Origin of the sequence: Paenisporosarcina sp. (assembly GCF_049671445.1) — a bacterium.
Lineage (GTDB): Bacteria > Bacillota > Bacilli > Bacillales_A > Planococcaceae > Paenisporosarcina.
Genome location: NZ_JBATUX010000030.1, coordinates 1 through 21642 on the forward strand (window position 1 = coordinate 1; position 21642 = coordinate 21642).

Below are 21642 nucleotides of genomic sequence, written 5' to 3' on the forward strand. Positions count from 1 at the left end.
ATAATGGCAAAGAGGTCACACCCGTTCCCATACCGAACACGGAAGTTAAGCTCTTTAGCGCCGATGGTAGTTGGGGGTCTCCCCCTGCAAGAGTAGGACGTCGCTAGGCAATTAGAAAACCGGTACCTGTTAAATGGTATCGGTTTTTTTGTGTTTAATTTTATTTAGTAGTGAAGTCGATTTGACTCTATATGAAAGTAGATTTGATTAAATTATCGTCTTGTCTAAGAAATCATGATAGCAAGAGGACTTCATCACTAACCAGTAGCGTAGCGAAAACAAAACCAACCCCAACCCAAATGGCCCTCCTCGAATAGATTCGAGGAGGTTTTCTATGGGAAAATATAGGTGAATCGGAATAAATCAAGGCTGAAGCCGAATAAAACATCGCGAAAGCGGAATAAAACCTCAACTTCATTAGAAAATCCCTAGTTTGCCAATACGTTGAACAGCTTCTTCTAAACGGTCTTCATCCACTAATAACCCAACACGAATATAGCCTTCACCAAATTCACCAAAGCCATTTCCTGGGGCTACAGCTACGTCTGCTTCATTTAACAGTTTATCGGCGAAGTTCTGGCTCGTATAGCCTTTAGGGATGGGTAGCCAAGCAAAGAAAGAGCCTTTTGGGGCATCTACTTGCCATCCAATACGGTTACATGCATTTATAAAGACGTTGCGACGTTTTTCGTAGCGATCAATTAATTCGTGCACACAAGTTTGACTATCATTCAAAGCAGCGACGGCTGCATGTTGAATCGCTGGGAAGAGGCTTACAAACATGTGGTCTTGTATCAGATTCAAGGCTTCAATTATTTGTGCATTTCCTACAGCAAAGCCGACACGCCATCCTGCCATATTGTATGTTTTAGATAAAGTGTACATTTCAATGCCGATGTCTTTTGCTCCGTCTGCTTGTAAGAAACTGACTGGTTTTATTCCTTCAAATCCAATGGCACCGTAGGCAAAATCATGAGATACGGCAATCCCGTTTTCTTTAGCAAATGCTACAGTTTCATTGAAGAATTCGAGGTCTGCCGTAGCTCCTGTTGGGTTATTTGGATAGTTAAGATACATAAGTTTCGCGCGTTTTTTACTTTCTGCAGAGAGCGACGTGTAATCAGGTAAGAAATTATTTTCTGCTATAAGTGGAAGCGTTTCATAGTGTACGTCGGCCATTACTACCCCTGACAAATAGTCTGGGTATCCAGGGTCTGGTAGTAGCATCCAATCACCGGGATTTAATACGGCCATTGGCAATTCAACAAGCCCTATCTTTGTTCCGAATAATACAGCGACTTCCGTCGATGGATCAATATCGACATTGTATTCACGTTTGTAAAAGTCTGCTGCCGCCTCTTTCAATTCACTGATTCCACGGAATGGTGAATATTTATGGGTAACCGGATTTTCAACAGCTTGTTGTAATGCTTGTACGATGTGTGGTGGGGTTGGTTGGTCAGGATTACCTTGACCTAAATTAATTACATCGCGTCCTTGTGCCACTGCCGCTCCTACTTTTTGTACAAGAGAAGCAAAAAATTGTGGAGGCAATTGTTGTAGTTTTTTTGAGAGTTCCATGGCATTTCCTCATTTTCTAAAATAGTTGCAATCATCAGCCAAATCTTATAACCTTTTGAGTATCTTGTCTATAGGTGGTGTATCCATGAAAATAGCATGCATTCAGCTCGACGTAGCGTTTGCAGACCCTGAAAAAAATTTTCACAACGTTCAAACGTTAATTGAAAAGGTGGTCAGTGAAGGGGCAGAGCTCGTTGTTTTACCTGAAATGTGGAATACTGCTTATGCTTTAACTGAGTTAGAAAAACTCGCCGACATCGAAGGAAAGCGTACGAAAAAGTTTCTTTCCAATTTGGCACAAACATATCACATTCATATCGTAGGGGGATCGGTGTCAACAAAAAAAGGAGCCAACTTCTACAATACGATGTATGTGTATTCGAACGTGGGAGAGCTTGTAGGTGAATACGATAAAGCACATTTGTTCCGTTTGATGGATGAACATCTATACTTACAAGCAGGAAATAAAGAAAATGTCTTTTCTCTAGGTTCTATTCAAGCAAGTGGGGTCATATGTTATGACTTAAGGTTTCCAGAATGGTTGCGGGCGCACGCATTAGCAGGAGCAAAGGTGTTATTCGTTCCAGCTCAGTGGCCTTCTACTCGTATTGATCATTGGAAAATCTTACTTCAAGCGCGTGCAATTGAAAATCAATGTTTCGTCATTGCGGTGAATCGAATTGGAACGGATCCAAACAATCAATTTAATGGCCAATCCATGATAATTGCCCCGTGGGGAAAAGTGTTGTGGACCGGTACTGAACATGAAGAGTACGCGATAATTGACGTTGATTTTTCAGAAGTTGAAGAAGTACGCACACGTATTCCAGTATATGAGGATCGTAGACCGTCACTTTACCAATCATTGTTCGAAAAGTGAAAAAAGTGTTTGACACTCGTGAAGAAACGTCGTAAGATTTAGTCCGAGCAACAATTACTATACAACTACATATGGAAACAACTTATCAAGAGAGACCGAGGGATAGGCCCTATGACGTCCGGCAACCCCCAGCATTAGCTGGGAAGGTGCCAATTCCTACAGAATGATTTCATTCTGAAAGATAACCCAAAATCCATTTTTCGGTGCCTCTTTCATTATGAAAGGGGCATTTTTATTTTGTTGAAATTTCTGCGATTGTGTTTTTCTAGAAGGTGAAAAGGGGCTTGTTATGATACGAATTATTGATTTGTCTAAAGAGTACAAAACGAAAAAAGGTCAGGTAATGGGTGTTGATCGAGTTAATCTCACTATTCCTGACGGAGAAGTGTTCGGCATAGTAGGGTATTCGGGAGCTGGCAAGAGTTCTCTACTACGTTGCATCAACTTACTCGAAAGGCCAACCAGCGGTCAGGTAGAAGTGAATGGGCTTGATTTAACTAAACTTAGGAGAGAAGAATTACGGAAAGCACGCTTGAAAATCGGCATGATATTTCAACATTTTCACTTGATTAGTCAAAAGACAGTAGCTGAAAATATTACGTTCGCATTAATGGCAGCAAACACACCAATAGAAAAAATGAAGACACGAGTAAACGAACTACTTGAGATGGTGGGGCTAACAGACAAGAAAGATGTGTTTCCAGCACAACTAAGTGGTGGTCAAAAACAACGTGTTGGAATTGCTCGTGCACTTGCCAATAACCCTTCCTTGTTATTGTGTGACGAAGCAACCTCCGCGCTAGATCCAAATACAACGTTATCCATTCTTCGTTTGCTAAAAAAGATAAATCGCGAATTAAACATCACGATTGTATTAATTACTCATGAAATGAATGTTGTAAAAGAAATTTGCGACCGTATGGCAGTTATGCAAGATGGGCGAGTAGTGGAGGAGGGATCAGTATACGAGATTTTCTCAAATCCCAAAGCTGAGCTGACAAAAGAATTTATAGGTAGCGTCCTGTCATTTGAAGTGCCACAAGCTATTTTGGATAAAGTTACTGGGAGTATTGTAAAAGTACTGTTTAAAGGGGATGTAGCTGGAGAAGGTATTATTTCAGATATGGTGCAGCATTTTGATGTACGTGGAAATTTCTTACATGGCTCGATTGAATACATACAAGAAGTGCCGCTCGGTTTGTTTTTAATGGAAATTCAAGGTCATCCAGACAATATAAAAAGGGCAATTACCTATATGGAAGGTCGCGGAGCACAAGTGGAGGTGATACAACATGGGCATTGATATCCAGCATGTGATTGAATTATGGCCAGACATTCTCAAAGCATTTGGGCAAACGATGTATATGATTGGGATTTCACTGACGGTTGCGATTGTCATTGGGTTACCACTTGGTATTGTTCTCTTCATTACCGATCGGGGCTTATTCTTAGAAAATCGATTTGTAAAAGGCACACTCGGTTTTATCGTAAATATGGTCCGTTCCATTCCGTTTATTATTTTGTTAGTTGCACTTATTCCATTAACCAAATTCCTTGTTGATTCAACGATTGGTCCAGCAGCAGCTAGTGTTTCTTTATCGGTTGCGGCCATTCCATTTTTCGCTCGAATTGTTGAAACATCACTGCGTGAAATTGATAAGGGCGTCATAGAAGCTGCAGTTGCAGTAGGGGCAACCCCTTGGATGATTATCAAAGATGTGTTATTACCAGAAGCGAAGTCGAGCATTGTACAAGGTGTGACGATGACCATCATTAGCCTCGTTGCTTACTCAGCTATGGCCGGTGTAGTTGGTGGTGGCGGAATTGGGGACTTGGCAATACGCTTCGGATACTACCGTTATGACAATACGATTATGGTTGTCACGGTTGTGATTTTAATTGTTCTCGTTCAAATCATTCAACAATTGGGTGATTGGACGTCTAAAGCAATAGATAAACGATAAAGGGGAGAGACAGAGATGAAAAAAGTTATATTTACGATGATGTTATTTGTATTAGTAGCGACACTTGCTGCATGCGGAGGAAGTGACGGTGAATCAAAAGGCAATGCAGATAACGACAAATCAGTAAAATTAGGTGGAACAGCAGGTCCTTATAGCGATATGTTAAAAACGGCCATTCAACCAGCTCTTGAAGAAAAAGGCTACAAAGTAGAAATCGTGGAATTCAGCGATTACATTCAACCAAACGTAGCATTAAATGATGGATCAATCGATGCAAACCTTTTCCAGCACTCGATTTACATTGAAAACTTCTCGAAAGAAAATGATATGGAATTATCTGGTCTCATCACAGTACCTACAGCGCCAATGGGAATTTACTCTAATAAATATAAATCCATAGAAGATGTTAAAGATGGAGCAACCATAACGATTCCAAATGATCCAGTAAACGCAGCACGTACTTTCTTAATTTTACAAGACCAAGGCTTGATTGAATTAGATCCAAATGCAGAGCCGTTAACCGTGTCAGAGAAAGATATTAAAACAAATGCGAAAAATTTAGTGTTCCAACCGATTGAAGCAGGTCAACTTCCTCGTTCAGTAGATAGTGCTGACTTGGCAGCTGTCCCAGGAAACTTCGCTTTAGCAGCAGACATGAATTTACTGGATGCGTTAATTTTAGAAAACATGCCAGACCGTTACCGTAACCTCGTTGCTGTGACAACTGCTAACAAAGACTCACAACTAGCGAAAGACTTAGTAGATATCGTAGAAGCACCAGAATTTGAAGAAATTATCGATGCGGAATTTGAAGGCTTTGGTAAACCAGAGTGGATGGCAAACCGTTAAGAGAGAAGGGGTCTGATGGAAGACATCATTATTCGAGGGGCACCAGCTGAATATGTTTGTAAAAGTGGAGTGCTAGACGAACTTGAAGACAAGTTAACGTCTAGAAATATCAAACGTGTGCTCATTGTTTCGGGTGTGAAATCGTGGTATGCGGCACGCTATTATTTTCCAAATTTAAAAAGTATCCATGTAACACATGCCTTCTATAAAGGCGAGTGTTCACTCACTGAGATTGACAGAGTGTCTACTTTGGCACACGCATATGGTGTGGATGCCATTGTCGGAGTAGGCGGTGGTAAAGTACTGGACGTGGTGAAAGCGGCTGCTAGCGCAAGTAAAACGAAGACGGTGTTGATTCCAACACTCGCTTCAAACTGCGCACCGTGGACACCACTAAGTGTTATTTATTCGGATGAAGGGGTCATGACACATTACGATGTGTACCCCATGAGTGTTGACATTCTTCTCGTCGAGCCGCGCATTTTAGTGGAAGCCCCCGCTCCACTTTTAATCGCAGGCATTGGCGACACGCTAGCCAAGTGGTATGAGGCAGATGTACAAATTAGGCGATTAACCAATCCCCCGGTTGCGCTGAAAGTCGCTCATCATACTGCTCGGCTGTGTGCTGAAGAAATGTTTGTGTATGCAGAAGAAGCCATCAATGATGCGAAAGAAGCAAGAGTGTCAGAGGCATTTAAAAAAGTAGTGGAGTCCATCATTATGCTGGGCGGCATGGTGGGTGGATTTGGAGACAAGTTTGGTCGAATTGCAGGTGCCCACTCCATTCATAATGGCATGACCATTGCACCTGAGTCACACGAAGCACTACATGGAAATAAAGTAGCGTACGGAATTCTGGTTCAACTGCTTCTCGAACAAAGAGAAAGCGAAGTGGAGCGATTGATTCCGTTCTATCATAAACTGGGATTACCCACTTCACTGAGAGATTTAAATATTCCTGAAACATGGATCGACGAAATTGCTGTGCAATCCACACGTGAAGAAGAGTCGATACATAATATGCGGAATGAAAAGATTACAGCTTCTGAAGTAGCACAAGTCATGCGTGATTTAGAGTCAAGACTACTTGTGAAACCCTGATTATGTTTGAAAACCCCTTACAACTTGTAGGGGTTTTCTTATTAGTTCATCTTTTTTAATTGGTGTAAATTGTAATAAAGCTTATGGAGTCGACATATAATTTTATGGGCGAAGAAAGTTTAAAATACACATTTGACACTCCCGTACACTTAGTATGGGGTTTTTTCTTGCTCAATGGTATATGTTTCCGTCACAATGACTGTAAGAACAAGCTTGGAGGAACAGTAAATGAAGATCGCAAAACGTGTTTTCGTGAGGTTTTTCGCTGAGCGGTTTTTTGATGAAGCCGCACAAACAGCTTATTATCTTCTTTTATCGGTATTTCCATTCCTGCTATTTATCCTGTCACTTATTAGTTTCTTTCCAGTAGATGCACAACAAATCTTAGATTTCTTAAGACCGTTTGCTCCAGGAGATTCTTTTGCACTCATTGAAGATAATGTAACGAATATATTAGCTGCGGATAAAGGGCGTGTCTTGTCGCTCAGTTTAATTGCGGCTTTTTGGATTTCATCCATGGCCGTACAGGCACTTGCACGCGCCTTAAATGAAGCAAATGGCATAAAAAGCAAGCTTCCTTATTGGAAAGGGCTACTTCGAGATCTTGGTGTAACATTATTATTTATGACACTTGTACCGCTATCGCTATTTTTGCCATTCATTGAAAGTGGATTACACTGGGTGGTATCCCGTGCAGGTACGGTTGATGACTGGCAAGGATGGATCTATATTTGGCCAACTGTGAAATGGGGATTAGGTTCCGTATTTTTGTTCTCATTTTTCCTGCTCTTCTATAAAATCGTACCAAATGAAAGACTCACTTTCCGAGAAGTATGGTCTGGTGCACTGTTTTCAGCCATAGGTTGGCAAGTCGTGTCGTTACTATTTGCTGACTACGTATCGAATGTAAATTACACGAGACTGTATGGTCAACTCGCCGGAATTATCGTACTTGTTTTATGGTTCTACTTAACAGCCGTGGTTATTTTATTGTCTGGATTACTCATTGCAGAAGTGCGAAACGTTCGAATGCCAAGAGCTAAAAAAAGGGGCTGAATACATGCGCACAATTTTACTAGTAGACGATGATCCGAATATATTAACACTTATGAGTATTCATTTGACCAAAGCGGGTTACCGTGTGGAAAAAGCACTAGATGCAGAAAGTGCGCTTAAAATGATTCCTTGTGTATGGCCGCATGTTGTCGTAGTAGACGTGATGATGCCAGGCATGGACGGTTTCTCTTTGACAAAAAAGATTCGAGACGACTTTGACTTACCCGTAATTATGGTCACGGCTAAAAGTCAGTTGGAAGATAAAGAAAAAGGCTTTCTTGCAGGTTCTGATGACTACGTTGTGAAGCCTTTTGAGCCGCAGGAACTGCTATTTCGAATTGGCGCTGTGCTCAGAAGAAGTGCACACCCAAATGAAATGCGTAAACAAGTGGGCTCACTCGTGATTAACCGGAAGAAGTTCGATATTTCAAATGGAGCCGAAACTAAGTGGTTACCGTTAAAAGAATTTGAATTGCTCGCTCTACTTGCCTCAAGTCCGGGTACTGTATTTCAACGTAGTACATTGATGGAACAAGTGTGGGGCTACGACTATGAGGGTGATGAACAAACATTGAGTGTTCATATTAAACGCTTACGAGAACGCTTAGAAGGATTTGTTTCAGACGTGCAAATTATTACGATTCGGGGAGTAGGCTATAAGCTGGAGGCTCAGTCATGAAGTCTTTGTACAGTAAGTTTGTCGTTGTGACGCTAGCTATTATGGTAGGTAGTGCTACTCTCGGATTTTTACTAGTTAATACATATTATCACCAACAATTAAAGGAACAAAATGACTTTAAAAATGTAGGAATTGCTCAAGAAATGGTTGCTTTCATAGAGAAAAACCCAAACGTTCCTTTGGCCGAATCACTCGAGGTATTTGGCAGTTCAGGATATCAATTGTTTTTGACCAATGGTAAAGGTGATAGCAATTTTTATGGAGGTCCGTTTCGAGAATCTTCATTACCAATCAGCATAAAAAAACAAGTGCTTGATGGAGATATCTATCACGGCATGAGAGATTATCCAAAAAAAACATTCGTGACCGGCTTTTTCTCTAATGAATTGAAGAATACTGTGGGCGTCCCTGTTACGTACAATGATGAAAGTTACGCTTTATTTATTCGTCCAAACATTAAGATGTTATTTACAGAAGTGCATGTATTATTAGGCGGTTTGGCAGCAGCTATGATTATTTTTAGTTTGCTGGCTATGTTAATCGTCGCAAGAAAGATGATTCAACCGATTACCGTATTAACGGAAGCAACAAGAAAGATGGCAAACGAACGTTTTGATGGATCCATCACGATTTCGAGTAAAGATGAAATTGGACAACTCGCAACAAGTTTTCAACTCATGGCAGATCGCTTAAAACAGAATGATCAAGTCAGAAAAGACTTTATGAGTCATGTATCGCATGATTTCCAGTCACCTTTACAGAACATCCAAGGCTATGCGCAACTACTAGCTGATGAGTCACTCACTCAAACTAATCGAGTGCACTATGCCGAGATTGTGGAGCTGGAGAGTAAAAGATTGTCTGCTTTAACGAAGCAACTGCTGTATTTAACGTCACTAGATAACGAGTCGTATCAACCAACAGTTGAAAGTGTCTCAATTAAAGAGCAGATTGAACGTACGATGCGACAGAATGAATGGCGGTTTGAAGATCTTCAACTCGATGTTCGAATGGACATGCCTAATCTTATAACTCAAGGTAATCCAGATATGTTGATGCAAGTATGGGAGAACCTCATAACGAATGCGGTGAAATATAATCAACCAAGAGGATTTATTCAAATCACTGGTTATGAACTGGATAATGAACTGCATGTAACCATAAAAGATTCTGGAATCGGGATGACAGTCGAGCAATCTGAAAAAGCATTTGACCGTTTTTACCGAGCTGATCTGTCACGTACTCGAGAAAAAGAAGGGACGGGACTTGGACTAGCGATTGTCAGTGAAATTGTGAAGCGTCACTATGGTTTTGTGGAAATTGAAAGTGAGCTTGGTGTAGGAACGCTCATTCATATCAAGCTCCCGAAACTGTAATACCTTGTTCATATTGGGTTCATCTTCGCGCGGTAAGATGAAGCCATCTTGAAGAAGGAAAGGTGACATACACATGCAAGAAAAATGGAGTATTCGTCTAATTCGAATTGCCGCGGTTTTCGGTTTGATTGGTGCTTATTTAGGTTCGCATATGGCCGGGACAGGATCTTACGCGTTCAGGCCGATCCATGCACATATTTTAGTAGTAGGTTGGTTATCCGTTTTTAGTTGGGGTGTATTCTACAAATTGTTTGAAGTGAAATATCCGAAGTTAGTCCATGTTCATGGATGGTCTGCGATTTTAGGAGCTATTGGGTTAACGGGAGGAATGTGGCTCCAAACGATGCAACCACTTGGACTACCTGAAGCATTTTCACTGGTTTTTTATATTGTAGGTGGAACCACATTACTTATTAGCTTTGCTTTGTTTGTAGCGGTTACTTTCTCCATACAACCAGCGAAGAAAGTTGTAGAGAACAGCTGATGAAAACCATCTGGAAAGAGAAAAAATCAGCTGCTATTGTCCTTGGGGTTTGGCTCATCATTTTGACTGTGTTAACGATAGTGGCTCCATCTGCTAAAGAAGTAACCTCTCCTTCAGAAAATGGAGGTCTTCCTGCAACGGAGAGCTCAGTCGTAGCGAAAAAGGCACTGGAAGATGCCTTTCCATCTCAAAAAGGCATCCCGTTATTCGTTGTTTTCAAGCAAGATAACCCATTTTCAGCTGATGACATAAATCATTTAGCAGCTGTGGTGGAAAAACAAGCAAAAGAACAACTAGCAACGTCGATTCCTCTATCGCAAATGCCGCCACAAGCAAGGCAGTCATTTGTATCAGATGATGGGTCGACTTTTTTTATGCCCATTTTATTCAATGAATCATTAGAATCGAATGAAATTCATAAAGAAGTCGTGACGATGAAGGGTAGCGTGGAGAAGTACGTCGATAAGGAAGTATCTGTTGAATGGACGGGACCCGCAGGAATTGTCTCCGATACGATGACTTTATTTTCTCAAGCAGATGTAGTGTTGCTCCTTGCCACGATTGGCATCGTGTTTGTATTGTTACTACTAATTTATAAGTCACCGGTATTTGCAGTGCTTCCTTTAATCGGAGCGGGAATTGTGTATGGCATTGTCGATCGACTATTAGGATTACTTGGTTTATCAGAATGGGTGACGATTGAAAATCAAGCATTATCAATCATGACGATCTTGTTATTCGCAGTCATAACGGATTACGCATTGCTAATTTTCAGCAGATATCGGGAAGAGTTGCGAAACGGATTGACGATTGAACATGCCATGAAGTTAAGTGTTGTACATGTTCGAGAACCCATACTGTTTAGCGGAGGGACAGTTTTGGTTGCTGTGTTGCTATTGTTTACAGCCGTTTATGAACCATACCGAAACTTTGCTCCTGTCTTCGCTGTTGCGATGGTCGTTTTACTCATTGCAGGATTAACGTTACTACCTGCCTTATTTGGGTTAGTCGGCAAAAAAGCATTCTGGCCACTAGCAATTAATCAACCTACTCGGACAAATTGGTGGTCTAAAGTTGCTACAAGTGTAACGTCTAAGCCATGGCGCTATATTTTTACAATCACAGCCGTTTTGGGAATTGGCATTGTTCAAGCATTTACAGCTAATTTATCTTTCAACTTGCTCGAATCATTTCCGGATAACTTGTCTTCAAAAAAAGGATACGAGCAGCTTGCACAAGCGTTTTCAGAAGGCGAGTTAGCACCAACGACGTTACTACTTGAAAGCGAAAAAAACATCACTGAATCTCAATTTACTGAGTTCGTGAAAATACTTAAAAAACAGCGTGAGGTAAAGGAAGTAAGGGTAGAAGGCAGTCCTTTTGCAGACGGTTCACTAACGCAAGCAAAAGTGACACTAATTTGGAATAGTAATCCCTATGATACAACGACGTTTAATGCGCTAAAAAACCTGGAACAAGAAGAAAAAGAGTTGCTTCAACAAGCGGGTATTGAAGAAGGCTCGATCCAACTTTCTGGAGAGACTGCTAAACATGCAAATATTCAAGAGGTGAATACAAGCGATACAGTGCGTGTCATGTTATTAATCGCTAGTGCCATCTTTATGATGTTGTGGTGGCAAACGAAATCTTGGGTAACGGGCCTGCTAATGATTGGTACCATATTACTGTCATACGGTGCTTCGCTAGGGTTTTCCGTATGGTTATTCGAAGTGATGTTCCATGTAGATGCAGTGAGTTACCGAATTCCCTTGTATACGTTTGTCTTTTTAGTGGCCCTCGGTGTAGATTATTCCATCATGTTGATGTCGCGAATTCGGCAGGAAGTAAAAACTTTGGAACCGGTTGAAGCTATTAAAACCGGCTTGATCGCAACGGGTGGTGTCATTTCATCTGCAGGATTATTGTTAGCTGCAACATTTGCTGTGTTAATTACCCAACCTGTCCTTGAGTTACAATTGTTTGGTTTTACAGTGGCATTTGGTGTGTTAATCGATACGTTTATCGTACGTCCAATGTTGTTGCCGGCATTATTGACTATTCAAAAAAGATGACCGTTCATTTTCGTACATTTTTTGAAATGATGTTTCTCACCATCCTTTAGTGGTAAAGAATAAGGGAAGAGATAATTCTGTTAATTACCTAGAGGAGGCATCGGAATGGGGAAAAATAGCAAAGATGAACAACTAGAGCAGTTTCGCGTAGATGACCGTGACCAAAAGATGACAACTAACCAAGGATTAAAGGTTTCGGAAGATGAGTTTTCTTTAAAAGCGGGCGTTCGTGGTCCGACGTTGTTAGAAGACTTTCAATTCCGTGAAAAAATGACGCATTTTGATCATGAGCGAATCCCGGAGCGCATTGTTCATGCACGCGGATACGCAGCACATGGTGAATTTGAATTGTATGAATCAATGGAACAATATACAAGAGCAGGATTTTTAAACGATACTTCTACGAAAACACCTGTATTCGTGCGTTTTTCAACAGTGGCTGGCTCTAAAGGATCTGCTGAAGCTGTGCGAGATGCACGTGGTTTTTCAACGAAATTTTATACGCAAGAAGGAAATTACGATTTAGTTGGGAATAACATTCCGGTATTTTTCATTCAAGATGCCATGAAGTTTCCTGATTTAGTGCATGCCTTAAAACCAGAGCCGCATAATGAAATGCCACAAGCAGCCAGTGCACATGATACGTTTTGGGATTTTGTAGCGAACAATCAAGAATCTGCACATATGGTAATGTGGGCGATGTCTGACCGTGCCATTCCACGGAGTTTCCGTATGATGGAAGGCTTTGGTGTACATACGTTCCGCTTTGTAAATGCAGAAGGTGTTGCTCACTTCGTGAAATTTCACTGGAAGCCAGTACTAGGCGCGCATTCTTTAGTGTGGGATGAAGCTCAAAAAATTAACGGCAAAGATCCCGATTTCCATCGTCGTGATTTATATGATTCGATTGAAAATGGCGATTTCCCTGAATATGAATTAGGCGTTCAGCTATTATCGGAAGAAGACGAGTTCAAGTTCGATTTCGACGTGCTTGACCCGACGAAATTGTGGCCAGAAGAAGATGTGCCAGTTAAACTTATTGGGAAAATGACGTTGAATCGCAATGTGGACAATGTCTTTGCTGAAACGGAGCAAGTAGCTTTCCATCCTGGACATGTTGTTCCGGGAATTGATTTTACAAATGATCCACTGTTGCAAGGTCGTTTGTTCTCCTATACCGATACGCAGTTGATTCGATTAGGCGGACCGAACTTCCATGAACTGCCGATCAATCGACCGGTCTGTCCTTTCCATAATAACCAACGCGATGGATATGGCCGAATGACAATTAACAAAGGGCCAGTGAGCTATCATAACAACTCCCTTGCGAATAACACACCTGCCACGTCAAGTCCTGAAGAAGGTGGATATGAGCATTACCAAGAGAAGATGGAAGGGCGTAAAGTCCGCAACCGAAGTGATAGTTTTAGAGACCACTTCTCCCAAGCGACGATGTTCTGGAACAGTATGAGCAATCCTGAAAAAGAACATATTACGGATGCTTTTTGTTTCGAAATCGGGAAAGTGAAAAATAAATCGGTGCAACAACAAGTGGTTGATATGTTCGCAAACGTTAACTTAGAATTAGCAAAAGTGATTGCAGATACAGTCGGTGCTAACCCACCTACAGGAAACGGTTCTGCAGTGACCAAAGCATCACCAGCGCTCAGTCAAGAAAATATGGTGAAGAAACCTAATACACGTAAAGTGGGGGTAATTTCCAATCGAGAAGGTGATGGCAATGGTCTTCAAGTAATCGTTCAAACATTTAAGGATGCTGGGTTAAACGTGGAAGTTGTGAGCGATAAGCTTGGGAATATTGGCGATTTACCAATTGACCATACATTCTTAACGGGGGATCCTGTATTATTTGACGCGATTTATGTAGCAAGTATGAGCGAAGATAAGAAGTTTAAAAAGGAAAGTGATCGTTACGTTACAGAAGCGTTTAATCACTTTAAAGCAGTTGGTGCTGATTCAAGCGCAGTATCTATCCTTGCAGGAAAAGAAGGTAGTCCTGGTGTAGTAAATAGTGGAGAAGGCACAGCCTTTGTTGATGCAGTTACAGCACATCGACATTGGAATCGTGAAGTATAAGTAGTTTAAATGGGGGGCTCACATCAGAGCTCCTTATTTTTTGAACATAGTGACAAGCACTACGGGATAACCCTTTTTATATTTTGAAGAATTTATTTACGTTACAAACGGACGCTTTCCGCGGGCATGGCCTCAGCCTCCTCGCCGAGCAAGCTCGCCTGCGGGGTCTTCAGCTCATGCTATTCCCGCTGGAGTCGCCGTCTTCCACTCCAATCAACCATAAGATCATGTGCAAATCAGACAATTATAATTGTTTATTATGTTCGAATTTAGGTGCAGACTCATTTTTCTCCACTTATTTTATATTAGGAACATATTAGATAGCTCCAGTTTTTGAACATCAAAAAAGGGTTATCCGGGAGTGACAAGCACTACGGGATAACCCTTTTTATATTTACTTCACTGTATATGTCTTTTTCACGTGGTCATGCAAGTCGTCACCTTTTGTCACATGTACTTCAATTGCGTAAGTGCCTGCTTCCGTGAAGGTGAATTCTTTTTGATAGACACCAGCTTTTTCTTCTGGAACATCCAACCATGTGTGGTGTTCTGCGTCGATTCGAACAATATCGTACTGCACGCGTGCACCTTCAAGTGGTTCGTCCGATAAGGACACTTTGGTTACTAAATTGACCGCTTCACCTACGGTAGTTGTGCCTTCATTAAAGACAATGGTTGCTCCGGTCCCGTGATGATCCTTACCATGTTTCTCATGTTTTACAGTTGGCTCGCTATCTGGTTCACTTGCAGCTTCTTCTTCGCCACCTGTAATAGAAATTTGTTTCGTTGGCATGGTATGCATTGAACGAGCTGTTACATGTGACGTGATATCATAAGTACCATTCGTTTTAAATGTATAGTCGATGGAATATAGCTTATCTTCGTTTAATGAACCATCAATCATCTCTTTTTCACCAGAACTTAAGTTCAACACTTCAAACTTCACTTCATCCGCATCTTCAACGATTTCTTCACCTTGTGTAACGGCTGCAGTAAAGGTAACTGCTTCTCCAGCTGCCGCTGTTTCAGGGACCGTCAAATCTACTTCCAACATTTCAGGAACTTCATCTGACGAAGTCGCTCCATGATTTACATGTTCTTCTTTTGTTCCGCATGCACTAAGCATAAGAACGGTAAGAATAGATCCTATCGCTAAAAATCGTTTCATTGTCATGCTCCTCAATTCGTTGTTTGATGCTATTGTAACAAATTATCATAAAAACAACTGTGACAGAACGCGTAACGTGTATTGCCATGGAAGAGTATTTCATTAAATTGACATGAAACGCATAGGGGTATAATTCTTGTTGAAAACATGAATTCATCTTCAACCCTAAAAAATGGCTGACAAATACTATAAACCTTTCACCATGTGATGAAAGGACCCTCCATAGATTTCCCAAGGTTCTGCTTCGTGATAGCCAACACGCTCATATAGGCGAATGGCCGCTTCCTTTTCAAGTTCTACGTTGAGTGCGACTTTAGAAAACCCAGCATCATGAGCAATTTCTTCAGCTTTTGCTAGTAATAAACTCCCGATGCCGAGTCCTCGGTAGGTAGGGTTAACGCATACGGTATCGATATAGTATTCGTCTGAACGTGCTTCAGGTGGAATGACGATGTTATCGCCGGTTTTCTTACGTAACCAATTAACTAAATTAGCGTCTAACTGAATAGCTTCAAATCCAGAATAGAGAACCATCACGCCCATGATGGCATCGTCACGTTCAGCGATAACCGTCTTGAGATAAGAATGTCGATTGTCTTCACACTTGAATAAATGAATGAGTTCTTGCTGTACGGCAGTAGCGTCAGTTTCACCAGTCATTTGTTCAGCAATACTACCGATTGCTTCGATAATGAGTGGGACAGCACTTTCTGCATCTGCAGGTCTTGCTTTTCGTATAAGTATATTCATGTCGATCAACTCCTTGTAGCCACTATACCAAAAAACTTGAAGTTCCATCTATCGCGTGGTTCATGGTAATCTAGAACTATTACAATAGAGGAGGATGGTTATGGTTCATTCAAATAAAACCCACGTCCTCACTTACGGGGATGCATTTGTCGACTACATTGCAGACAATACAAGTAATTCATCATTTTCTATGTTTTTAGGTGGGGCAACGGTTAATGTAGCGGTTGGTGTGGCTAGATTAGGTGTGCCTTCAGCCTTTATTACGATTACAGGTGACGACGCGACTTCTGAATTTGTACGAGGTGAACTAGAAGCGGAAGACGTCATTATGGATTATTCAAAACTCGAGCCTGAAAAACGGGTGAGTGGTGTATATGTTCATTTAACAGAAGATCATGATCGCATTTTTCATCGGTATATTGATGAGGCACCACATATCCAAGTAGCTCCGGATGACTTGAAAGAAGAAGCATTCCAACATGCTTCCATTCTGAATTTGTGTTCTGGAACGATGTTTCAGCCGATAGCGCTGGAAACATCTCGAAAAGCAGTAGCGTATGCGAAGAAACATGATGTGTTGTTTTCCTTCGATACCAATATTCGTCCATTGCGATGGAATAGTGAAGCAGAGTGTCGTGAAACCATTTCTTCGTTTTTCAAAGATGCCGATTTGTTGAAGTTCACAGAAGATGAGCTGACGTTTTTAACTGAAACGACGTCAGTTGAAGAAGGACTCGCAAAGATTGCACATTTGGATGTTCCTGTTATTTTAATTACAGCTGGAGAAGAAGGTACTTATGTCGTGTTAAATAAACAAGTACAACATGTTCCAGTAGAACCAGTCGTTGCTGTAGATACGACAGGAGCGGGCGATGCTTTTATGGCAGGCATTTTACGTTATGTGCATTTAAATGGTTTGCCGACAACTATGGATTCATTAGTTCGTTGTACTTCATTTGCGAATCATTTAGGAGCACTTGCCGCTACAAAAGCAGGAGCATTAACGGCTTTACCAAGACTGAGTGAATTGAAGATAACTTAAAAAAGGAACTGTCCTAAAAGTCATAAAATATGACTAAGGGCAGTTCCTTTTTTATATTTAGTAGAGGTTGATTTACACTTCAGACGGACGCTTTCCGCGGGCATGGCTTCAGCCTCCTCGACGAGCAAGCTCGCCTGTGGGGTCTTCAGCTCATGCTATTCCCGCTGGAGTCGCCGTCTTCCACTCCAATCAACCATAAGTTCATCATTTGCCAAACAGACAATTATAACTGTTTACAATGTTCGAATGTAGGTGCAGATAAAAGACTCATTTTCTCCACTTATTTTTATAGTAGGGATTATTAGAAAGCCTCATTTTTTTATGTTAACGCATCAAATATCCCGCTACGCTACTTCCTATTAACAACACAATCATGATTGCTGCGAGGAACCAATCACGACCGTTTATGGAAATGGATTCGTAATAAGTTGAACGTCTCTCACCGGTAAAGCCTCGTGCTTCCATAGCAAATGCAGATCGTTCCGCACGGCGAACAGCTTCGGCAAGTAACGGAATTAACATTCTTCGCATCCCCAATAATCGTTGCCAGACGTGTCTCTCTTCCCCAATTCCCCGCAAGCGGTGAGCATGTCGAATGTGAATGAACTCATCCCTCACAACAGGTAAAAATTGATAGCCAACCATCACCCCATACGCAAGTTTTGGAGAAAGGCGCAACTGTTGCATAAGACTCATGACAAATTTGACTGGGTCTGTGGTTAACGCAAACAACAAAGACATCGATGAGAAAGCGAAGACACGAAACGCTAATGATAGCGCCGTATTCCACTGAGTATCAGTCACTTCAAAGCTTCCCCAAGTCCAGATGACAGTGCCACTTGTATCAGCCGCAAAAAGCAACGTAGTCCATAGATAACCGATGGCGGTGAAGACAATCGGAACCATAAACAAAAACCAGACTTTCCAATTCACTCGACTAAATAACAGTTGAAGCAGGATAATCCCTAAGAAAAATAACAAAGGGGTCCAGGGGTTGAAAAACCAGGCAAGAGTTAACATAGAAACTAGAACGATTATAAATTTTAGACTTGGATTCATATCGTGTAACCAAGAGCGATTAGACATGTAAACACGCTCCAATCGGTGCCACCAGTTGATGTTGCTCTAATAATTGTGATTGCTGCCACACCACATCATTGTTAAAACGCCCCGTCAATTGCCCATGGTTCATTAAGAAAATGGTATCCGCAACGGCTGCTGCAAACGTCATATCATGTGTCACGATTAAGATAGCAAATCCTTCTTTCGCGCGGGCATCGATTAAATGAAATAATTCTTGAAGAGCCGATTCATCTTGTCCTGATGTAGGTTCATCTAGCAAAAGAACCGGTCTTTTATCCGCAAGCATCGCCCCAATCGCAATGCGACGTTTTTGCCCATGACTGACTGAGAAAGGGTGAGCTTGTTCAATTTCATTCAATCGTAAACGAATCATAATATCAGTAATTTCATCTTCTTTTGTGTTATTTGAAAATCGGATTTCGTCTTTTACACGTTGCGTAACAAATAACTGTTCAGGAGATTGTGGCACGTAACCCGGCAATGTATTTCCACTTTCTAAAGTGCCTTCGGATTTTTTTAAAATGCCACATATGGTTTTTAAGAGAGTAGACTTGCCACTGCCATTTGGACCTGCAAGTACGGCGATTTCTCCCCGCTGTAACTGGAATGAAACATCCTCGAGTAACTTTTTCCCTTTGACCTGCACATGTACATTTCTTGCATCAAAAACCACTTCGGGTTGAATCGCCGAACTGCGTTTCGGAAAGCTAATGCTTGATCTTGTTGGGTTTATTTCTGCAGGCAACATTCCAGCAGATGTAACGTGAAGTGCCCGATCAAAAAAAGTTCCCCATAAATCAAGCTGGTGCTCGACCGCGACAATTGTTAAAGGTTGAGACCACTGCAAATCATTGAGCCACTCCACATATTGTTGTGCAGTTAGTGGGTCTAGATGGGCAAGAGGTTCATCGAGTAACAACACTTCAGGTTGCATGAGAATGGCACACGCTGTTGCCACACGTTGTTTCATGCCCCCTGAAAGGGTTTGAATGGTCGTTTTTCTGAATGGAGTAAGACCAGTCATGTCAAGAGTCTCCGTGATGCGTCGCTCCATTTCAGGTCGAGTGACATGCAGGTTTTCTAGCGTAAAAGCCATTTCCTGTTCAACTGTTGGCATACAGAATTGTGTATCCGGATCTTGAAACACAGTGGCAATACGGTGGTTGATTTCACCAGGAGCAAAACTGGCTGCATCACGTTGCCAGAGTGTTATGGAACCTGCGAGGTCACCATCGCAATTGTCAGGGTAGAGCCGATTCATTAAATACAACAATGTGCTTTTCCCACATCCACTCGGACCATATAAAGCGACACGTTCGCCAGCTTGAATAGAAAATGAAATATTCCTGAACATAGGCAAGTCATCGTCTGGAAACTGAAAAGTGACGTCTTCAAAATCAATGATTACCGGCGTAGCTTGAGTTGCAACAATTGTTTTTGTGAGAAAGGAATTAACCAATAACCTCACCTTTTATCTTGTGATTTTTACCTGTATCACGAGAAATGGTATAACCACGAAGGGCACCAGTAGCGAGTAAACCATCCGATAAATACTTACCACCTAAGCCAGCAATAACAGCTCCACTGATGACACGAAGCGTAAACATTAACACTAATAAAGATGGATCGAGCGCCGCGTAACCAGACACCAAGAAGCCATAAGCAAAACTAAAGACTGCGGAACCGACACCTGCTAAACAAAGCACCCACCAGTTATAACGCTTATAGCCAGTCGCAGCAAATGCCGCTTCTGCTCCTAGTCCTTGAACTAGTCCCGATAAAATCAATCGAGGTCCAACGGCATTCCCAATCATCACTTCAATCATCGCAGCCATCGTTTCCGACAATAAAGCAGCACCAGGCTTACGAATGATGTATGCGCTGATAATCGAAACAATAAACCAAATGCCAAACATCCATTCATACGCAATTGGACCAATCACTCCCGCCCAAATGTTTCCGACTTGAACGAATAGTAAATACACGACCGCAAATACAACGGCAAATACGGACATTAAGACGACTTCTTTCAGCTTCCAAGACTTCAACATATTACAGATCTCCTTTATGAGAAGGACTGTTGATGCTCATGTTCACAGTCATCACTAAATGTTTGTGTTGTTCTGAACGAGCATGAGTGAAAGCTTCTTCTAGGAACGTAAATACTTCGTGGATATCGCCATGGAGTCCACTTGCATAATGCATCGACTCATTAAACACACCATATTCTTTTGCACGTGCGACTTCTTTATAAATGACTGACATATAGTCAGGGTTATTCATTGGGTAGAGCGCAAACTGAGACGATACATATTGTTTAACCTCCCGAATCTGAGGTTGATTTAACAACACGTCGTCTTTTTCCAAAAACACATCTCCCGCAGAATCCCCAGGGCAGCCAATTGAAAATGTCCCGTTAAAAGCCACATGTGCACCTGTTTTTGCAGCGTATAAAACAATAGCCCTCACGGTATCAAAGACGTGAATTTGTTTACCTCGCATGACCGTACTGACGTCATCTGTGTGCATCCACACATTCGATGTATCCGCTTCGCGTAGAGCCCCTTTAATAATCTCAATAAAATTATCTGCCATTGGATGAAGCGAAAATCGCAACCCCACTATTGGACTTGTTCCACAACTAAACCCTTGTTCCATTCCCATCTCCTCCTTTAAATTGGTGTGACTAGAGAAGAAGTTATCCCTAAATCACTGTTTTTGAACATAAAAATAGCCACATTCGACGTGGAATGCAGCTGTTTTGCTCAATATAAAAGTTGGGCAAAAGTCGCCGCACTTCCTCACGCCAGTATTATCTGGATCGAGTGTTAAGGGATCGGAGCTAATGCTCTCATCTCAGCCAAAATATAGCACCCCTAGTGCAGTAATCGTATGTAGTTGTTTAAATGTTAAAGAACGGCTTCATTGTAACGCACGAAAAATGTGTTGTAAACAAAAATAATAGAAGATGTTATGGGGAGGGGTAATTTTGGACTGTCTTTTTATTAGGTTATGTTAAATGTTGCTTTTGATATTCCGCAAAACAGTTACGCTTTCCGCGGGCTTGCGCCGAACTAACTCGGACTTAACGTCCGAGTGGATTTCTGCACTTCGCTGTTCCCGCTGGAGTCTTCACTGTTTTGCTCCATATCACTAAATAGAAACTTTCTCAAATACCTGTTCACTAGAATGATTGTAGTAGAAGACGGCGACTCCGCGAGATAAGCGTGTCCAAACTATCCCCGCAGTGAGCAAATAAAAGGAACGAAGGCAAAGAACGTCACTTCGTGTGGCGACGCCTTCGTGACCAACATCCACATCCTGTTAGCCCGAGGAAGCTAGTGGACCGCCCGCGGAAAACGTCCGCCTGTTTCTGTTTCTGTTGCTGCATCGCTTTGCTAGCTTCAAAACATGAAAGTGCGATGGAACGAAATCAACAATATCTTTTAACTGAGCCTTT

General features: G+C 41.7%; 19 protein-coding genes, 1 rRNA gene and 2 riboswitches. Of the genes, 13 read left to right on the top strand and 7 right to left on the bottom strand.

Annotation, left to right across the window (positions count from 1 at the left end):
* Positions 1-109, top strand: a 5S ribosomal RNA gene (gene rrf / locus WBG45_RS04940); the annotation flags it as partial.
* A 308-nt stretch (positions 110-417) separates the two neighbouring features.
* Here rrf and WBG45_RS04945 read toward each other — a convergent pair.
* A complete protein-coding gene (locus WBG45_RS04945) occupies positions 418-1581 on the bottom strand; it encodes a pyridoxal phosphate-dependent aminotransferase (RefSeq protein ID WP_424412673.1) in 1164 nt (387 codons plus the stop codon).
* An 85-nt stretch (positions 1582-1666) separates the two neighbouring features.
* On the opposite strand from WBG45_RS04945, the gene WBG45_RS04950 reads away from it, so the two are divergent.
* The 11 genes from WBG45_RS04950 to WBG45_RS05000 all read left to right on the top strand — a co-directional run bounded on the left by WBG45_RS04950 (position 1667) and on the right by WBG45_RS05000 (position 14139).
* Positions 1667-2461 (top strand): carbon-nitrogen family hydrolase, encoded by a 795-nt coding sequence (locus tag WBG45_RS04950; protein WP_424412674.1) that lies wholly within the window; start codon positions 1667-1669, stop codon positions 2459-2461.
* A 79-nt stretch (positions 2462-2540) separates the two neighbouring features.
* Positions 2541-2649, top strand: a riboswitch (SAM riboswitch).
* Between the two features lie 101 nt (positions 2650-2750).
* Positions 2751-3764 carry a methionine ABC transporter ATP-binding protein gene (locus tag WBG45_RS04955; protein ID WP_424412675.1) on the top strand — a complete coding sequence of 338 codons (1014 nt, stop codon included), beginning with the start codon at positions 2751-2753 and terminating at the stop codon, positions 3762-3764.
* On the top strand, positions 3754-4425 hold the full coding sequence (locus WBG45_RS04960; protein WP_424412676.1) for a methionine ABC transporter permease: 672 nt from the start codon (positions 3754-3756) through the stop codon (positions 4423-4425). The genes WBG45_RS04955 and WBG45_RS04960 overlap by 11 nt, the downstream gene beginning before the upstream one ends.
* A 15-nt stretch (positions 4426-4440) precedes the next feature.
* Positions 4441-5274, top strand: coding sequence for a MetQ/NlpA family ABC transporter substrate-binding protein (locus WBG45_RS04965; RefSeq protein WP_424412677.1), 834 nt, complete (start codon positions 4441-4443; stop codon positions 5272-5274).
* A gap of 15 nt (positions 5275-5289) precedes the next feature.
* On the top strand, positions 5290-6375 hold the full coding sequence (locus WBG45_RS04970; RefSeq protein WP_424412678.1) for an iron-containing alcohol dehydrogenase family protein: 1086 nt from the start codon (positions 5290-5292) through the stop codon (positions 6373-6375).
* Positions 6376-6603: 228 nt separating this feature from the next.
* Positions 6604-7431 carry a YihY/virulence factor BrkB family protein gene (locus WBG45_RS04975; protein ID WP_424412679.1) on the top strand — a complete coding sequence of 276 codons (828 nt, stop codon included), beginning with the start codon at positions 6604-6606 and terminating at the stop codon, positions 7429-7431.
* 4 nt (positions 7432-7435) lie between these two features.
* Positions 7436-8110, top strand: coding sequence for a response regulator transcription factor (locus WBG45_RS04980; RefSeq protein ID WP_424412680.1), 675 nt, complete (start codon positions 7436-7438; stop codon positions 8108-8110).
* Positions 8107-9486, top strand: a complete 1380-nt coding sequence (locus WBG45_RS04985; protein WP_424412681.1) for a sensor histidine kinase — start codon at positions 8107-8109, stop codon at positions 9484-9486. Before WBG45_RS04980 ends, WBG45_RS04985 begins: the two co-directional genes overlap by 4 nt.
* Before the next feature lie 73 nt (positions 9487-9559).
* Complete coding sequence (locus WBG45_RS04990; RefSeq protein WP_424412682.1) at positions 9560-9970, top strand: hypothetical protein; 411 nt, start codon at positions 9560-9562, stop codon at positions 9968-9970.
* Positions 9970-12042 carry an MMPL family transporter gene (locus WBG45_RS04995; protein WP_424412683.1) on the top strand — a complete coding sequence of 691 codons (2073 nt, stop codon included), beginning with the start codon at positions 9970-9972 and terminating at the stop codon, positions 12040-12042. The genes WBG45_RS04990 and WBG45_RS04995 overlap by 1 nt, the downstream gene beginning before the upstream one ends.
* A gap of 105 nt (positions 12043-12147) precedes the next feature.
* Positions 12148-14139 carry a catalase gene (locus WBG45_RS05000; protein WP_424412684.1) on the top strand — a complete coding sequence of 664 codons (1992 nt, stop codon included), beginning with the start codon at positions 12148-12150 and terminating at the stop codon, positions 14137-14139.
* A gap of 394 nt (positions 14140-14533) precedes the next feature.
* Here WBG45_RS05000 and WBG45_RS05005 read toward each other — a convergent pair whose 3' ends face one another.
* Together WBG45_RS05005 and WBG45_RS05010 are read right to left on the bottom strand one after the other, a co-directional pair.
* Positions 14534-15307, bottom strand: a complete 774-nt coding sequence (locus WBG45_RS05005; RefSeq protein WP_424412685.1) for a FixH family protein — start codon at positions 15305-15307, stop codon at positions 14534-14536.
* Positions 15308-15493: 186 nt separating this feature from the next.
* On the bottom strand, positions 15494-16057 hold the full coding sequence (locus tag WBG45_RS05010; RefSeq protein ID WP_424412686.1) for a GNAT family N-acetyltransferase: 564 nt from the start codon (positions 16055-16057) through the stop codon (positions 15494-15496).
* A 100-nt stretch (positions 16058-16157) separates the two neighbouring features.
* On the opposite strand from WBG45_RS05010, the gene WBG45_RS05015 reads away from it, so the two are divergent.
* Positions 16158-17099, top strand: a complete 942-nt coding sequence (locus WBG45_RS05015; protein WP_424412687.1) for a carbohydrate kinase family protein — start codon at positions 16158-16160, stop codon at positions 17097-17099.
* A 324-nt stretch (positions 17100-17423) separates the two neighbouring features.
* Here WBG45_RS05015 and WBG45_RS05020 read toward each other — a convergent pair whose 3' ends face one another.
* Genes WBG45_RS05020 through WBG45_RS05035 form a run of 4 tightly spaced genes read right to left on the bottom strand, consistent with a single transcriptional unit; the run spans position 17424 to position 20840 of the window.
* The gene (locus tag WBG45_RS05020) at positions 17424-18185 is read right to left on the bottom strand and encodes an energy-coupling factor transporter transmembrane component T family protein (RefSeq protein ID WP_424412688.1); all 762 of its coding nucleotides are present in this window, start codon (positions 18183-18185) and stop codon (positions 17424-17426) included.
* Positions 18178-19641, bottom strand: coding sequence for an ABC transporter ATP-binding protein (locus WBG45_RS05025; protein ID WP_424412689.1), 1464 nt, complete (start codon positions 19639-19641; stop codon positions 18178-18180). Before WBG45_RS05025 ends, WBG45_RS05020 begins: the two co-directional genes overlap by 8 nt.
* Entirely contained in the window at positions 19634-20233 is a 600-nt protein-coding gene (locus WBG45_RS05030) for an ECF transporter S component (protein ID WP_424412690.1), read from the bottom strand. Before WBG45_RS05030 ends, WBG45_RS05025 begins: the two co-directional genes overlap by 8 nt.
* A 1-nt stretch (position 20234) precedes the next feature.
* Positions 20235-20840, bottom strand: a complete 606-nt coding sequence (locus tag WBG45_RS05035; protein ID WP_424412691.1) for a YkoF family thiamine/hydroxymethylpyrimidine-binding protein — start codon at positions 20838-20840, stop codon at positions 20235-20237.
* Positions 20841-20963: 123 nt separating this feature from the next.
* A riboswitch (TPP riboswitch) is annotated at positions 20964-21070 on the bottom strand.
* Between the last annotated feature and the right edge of the window lie 572 nt (positions 21071-21642).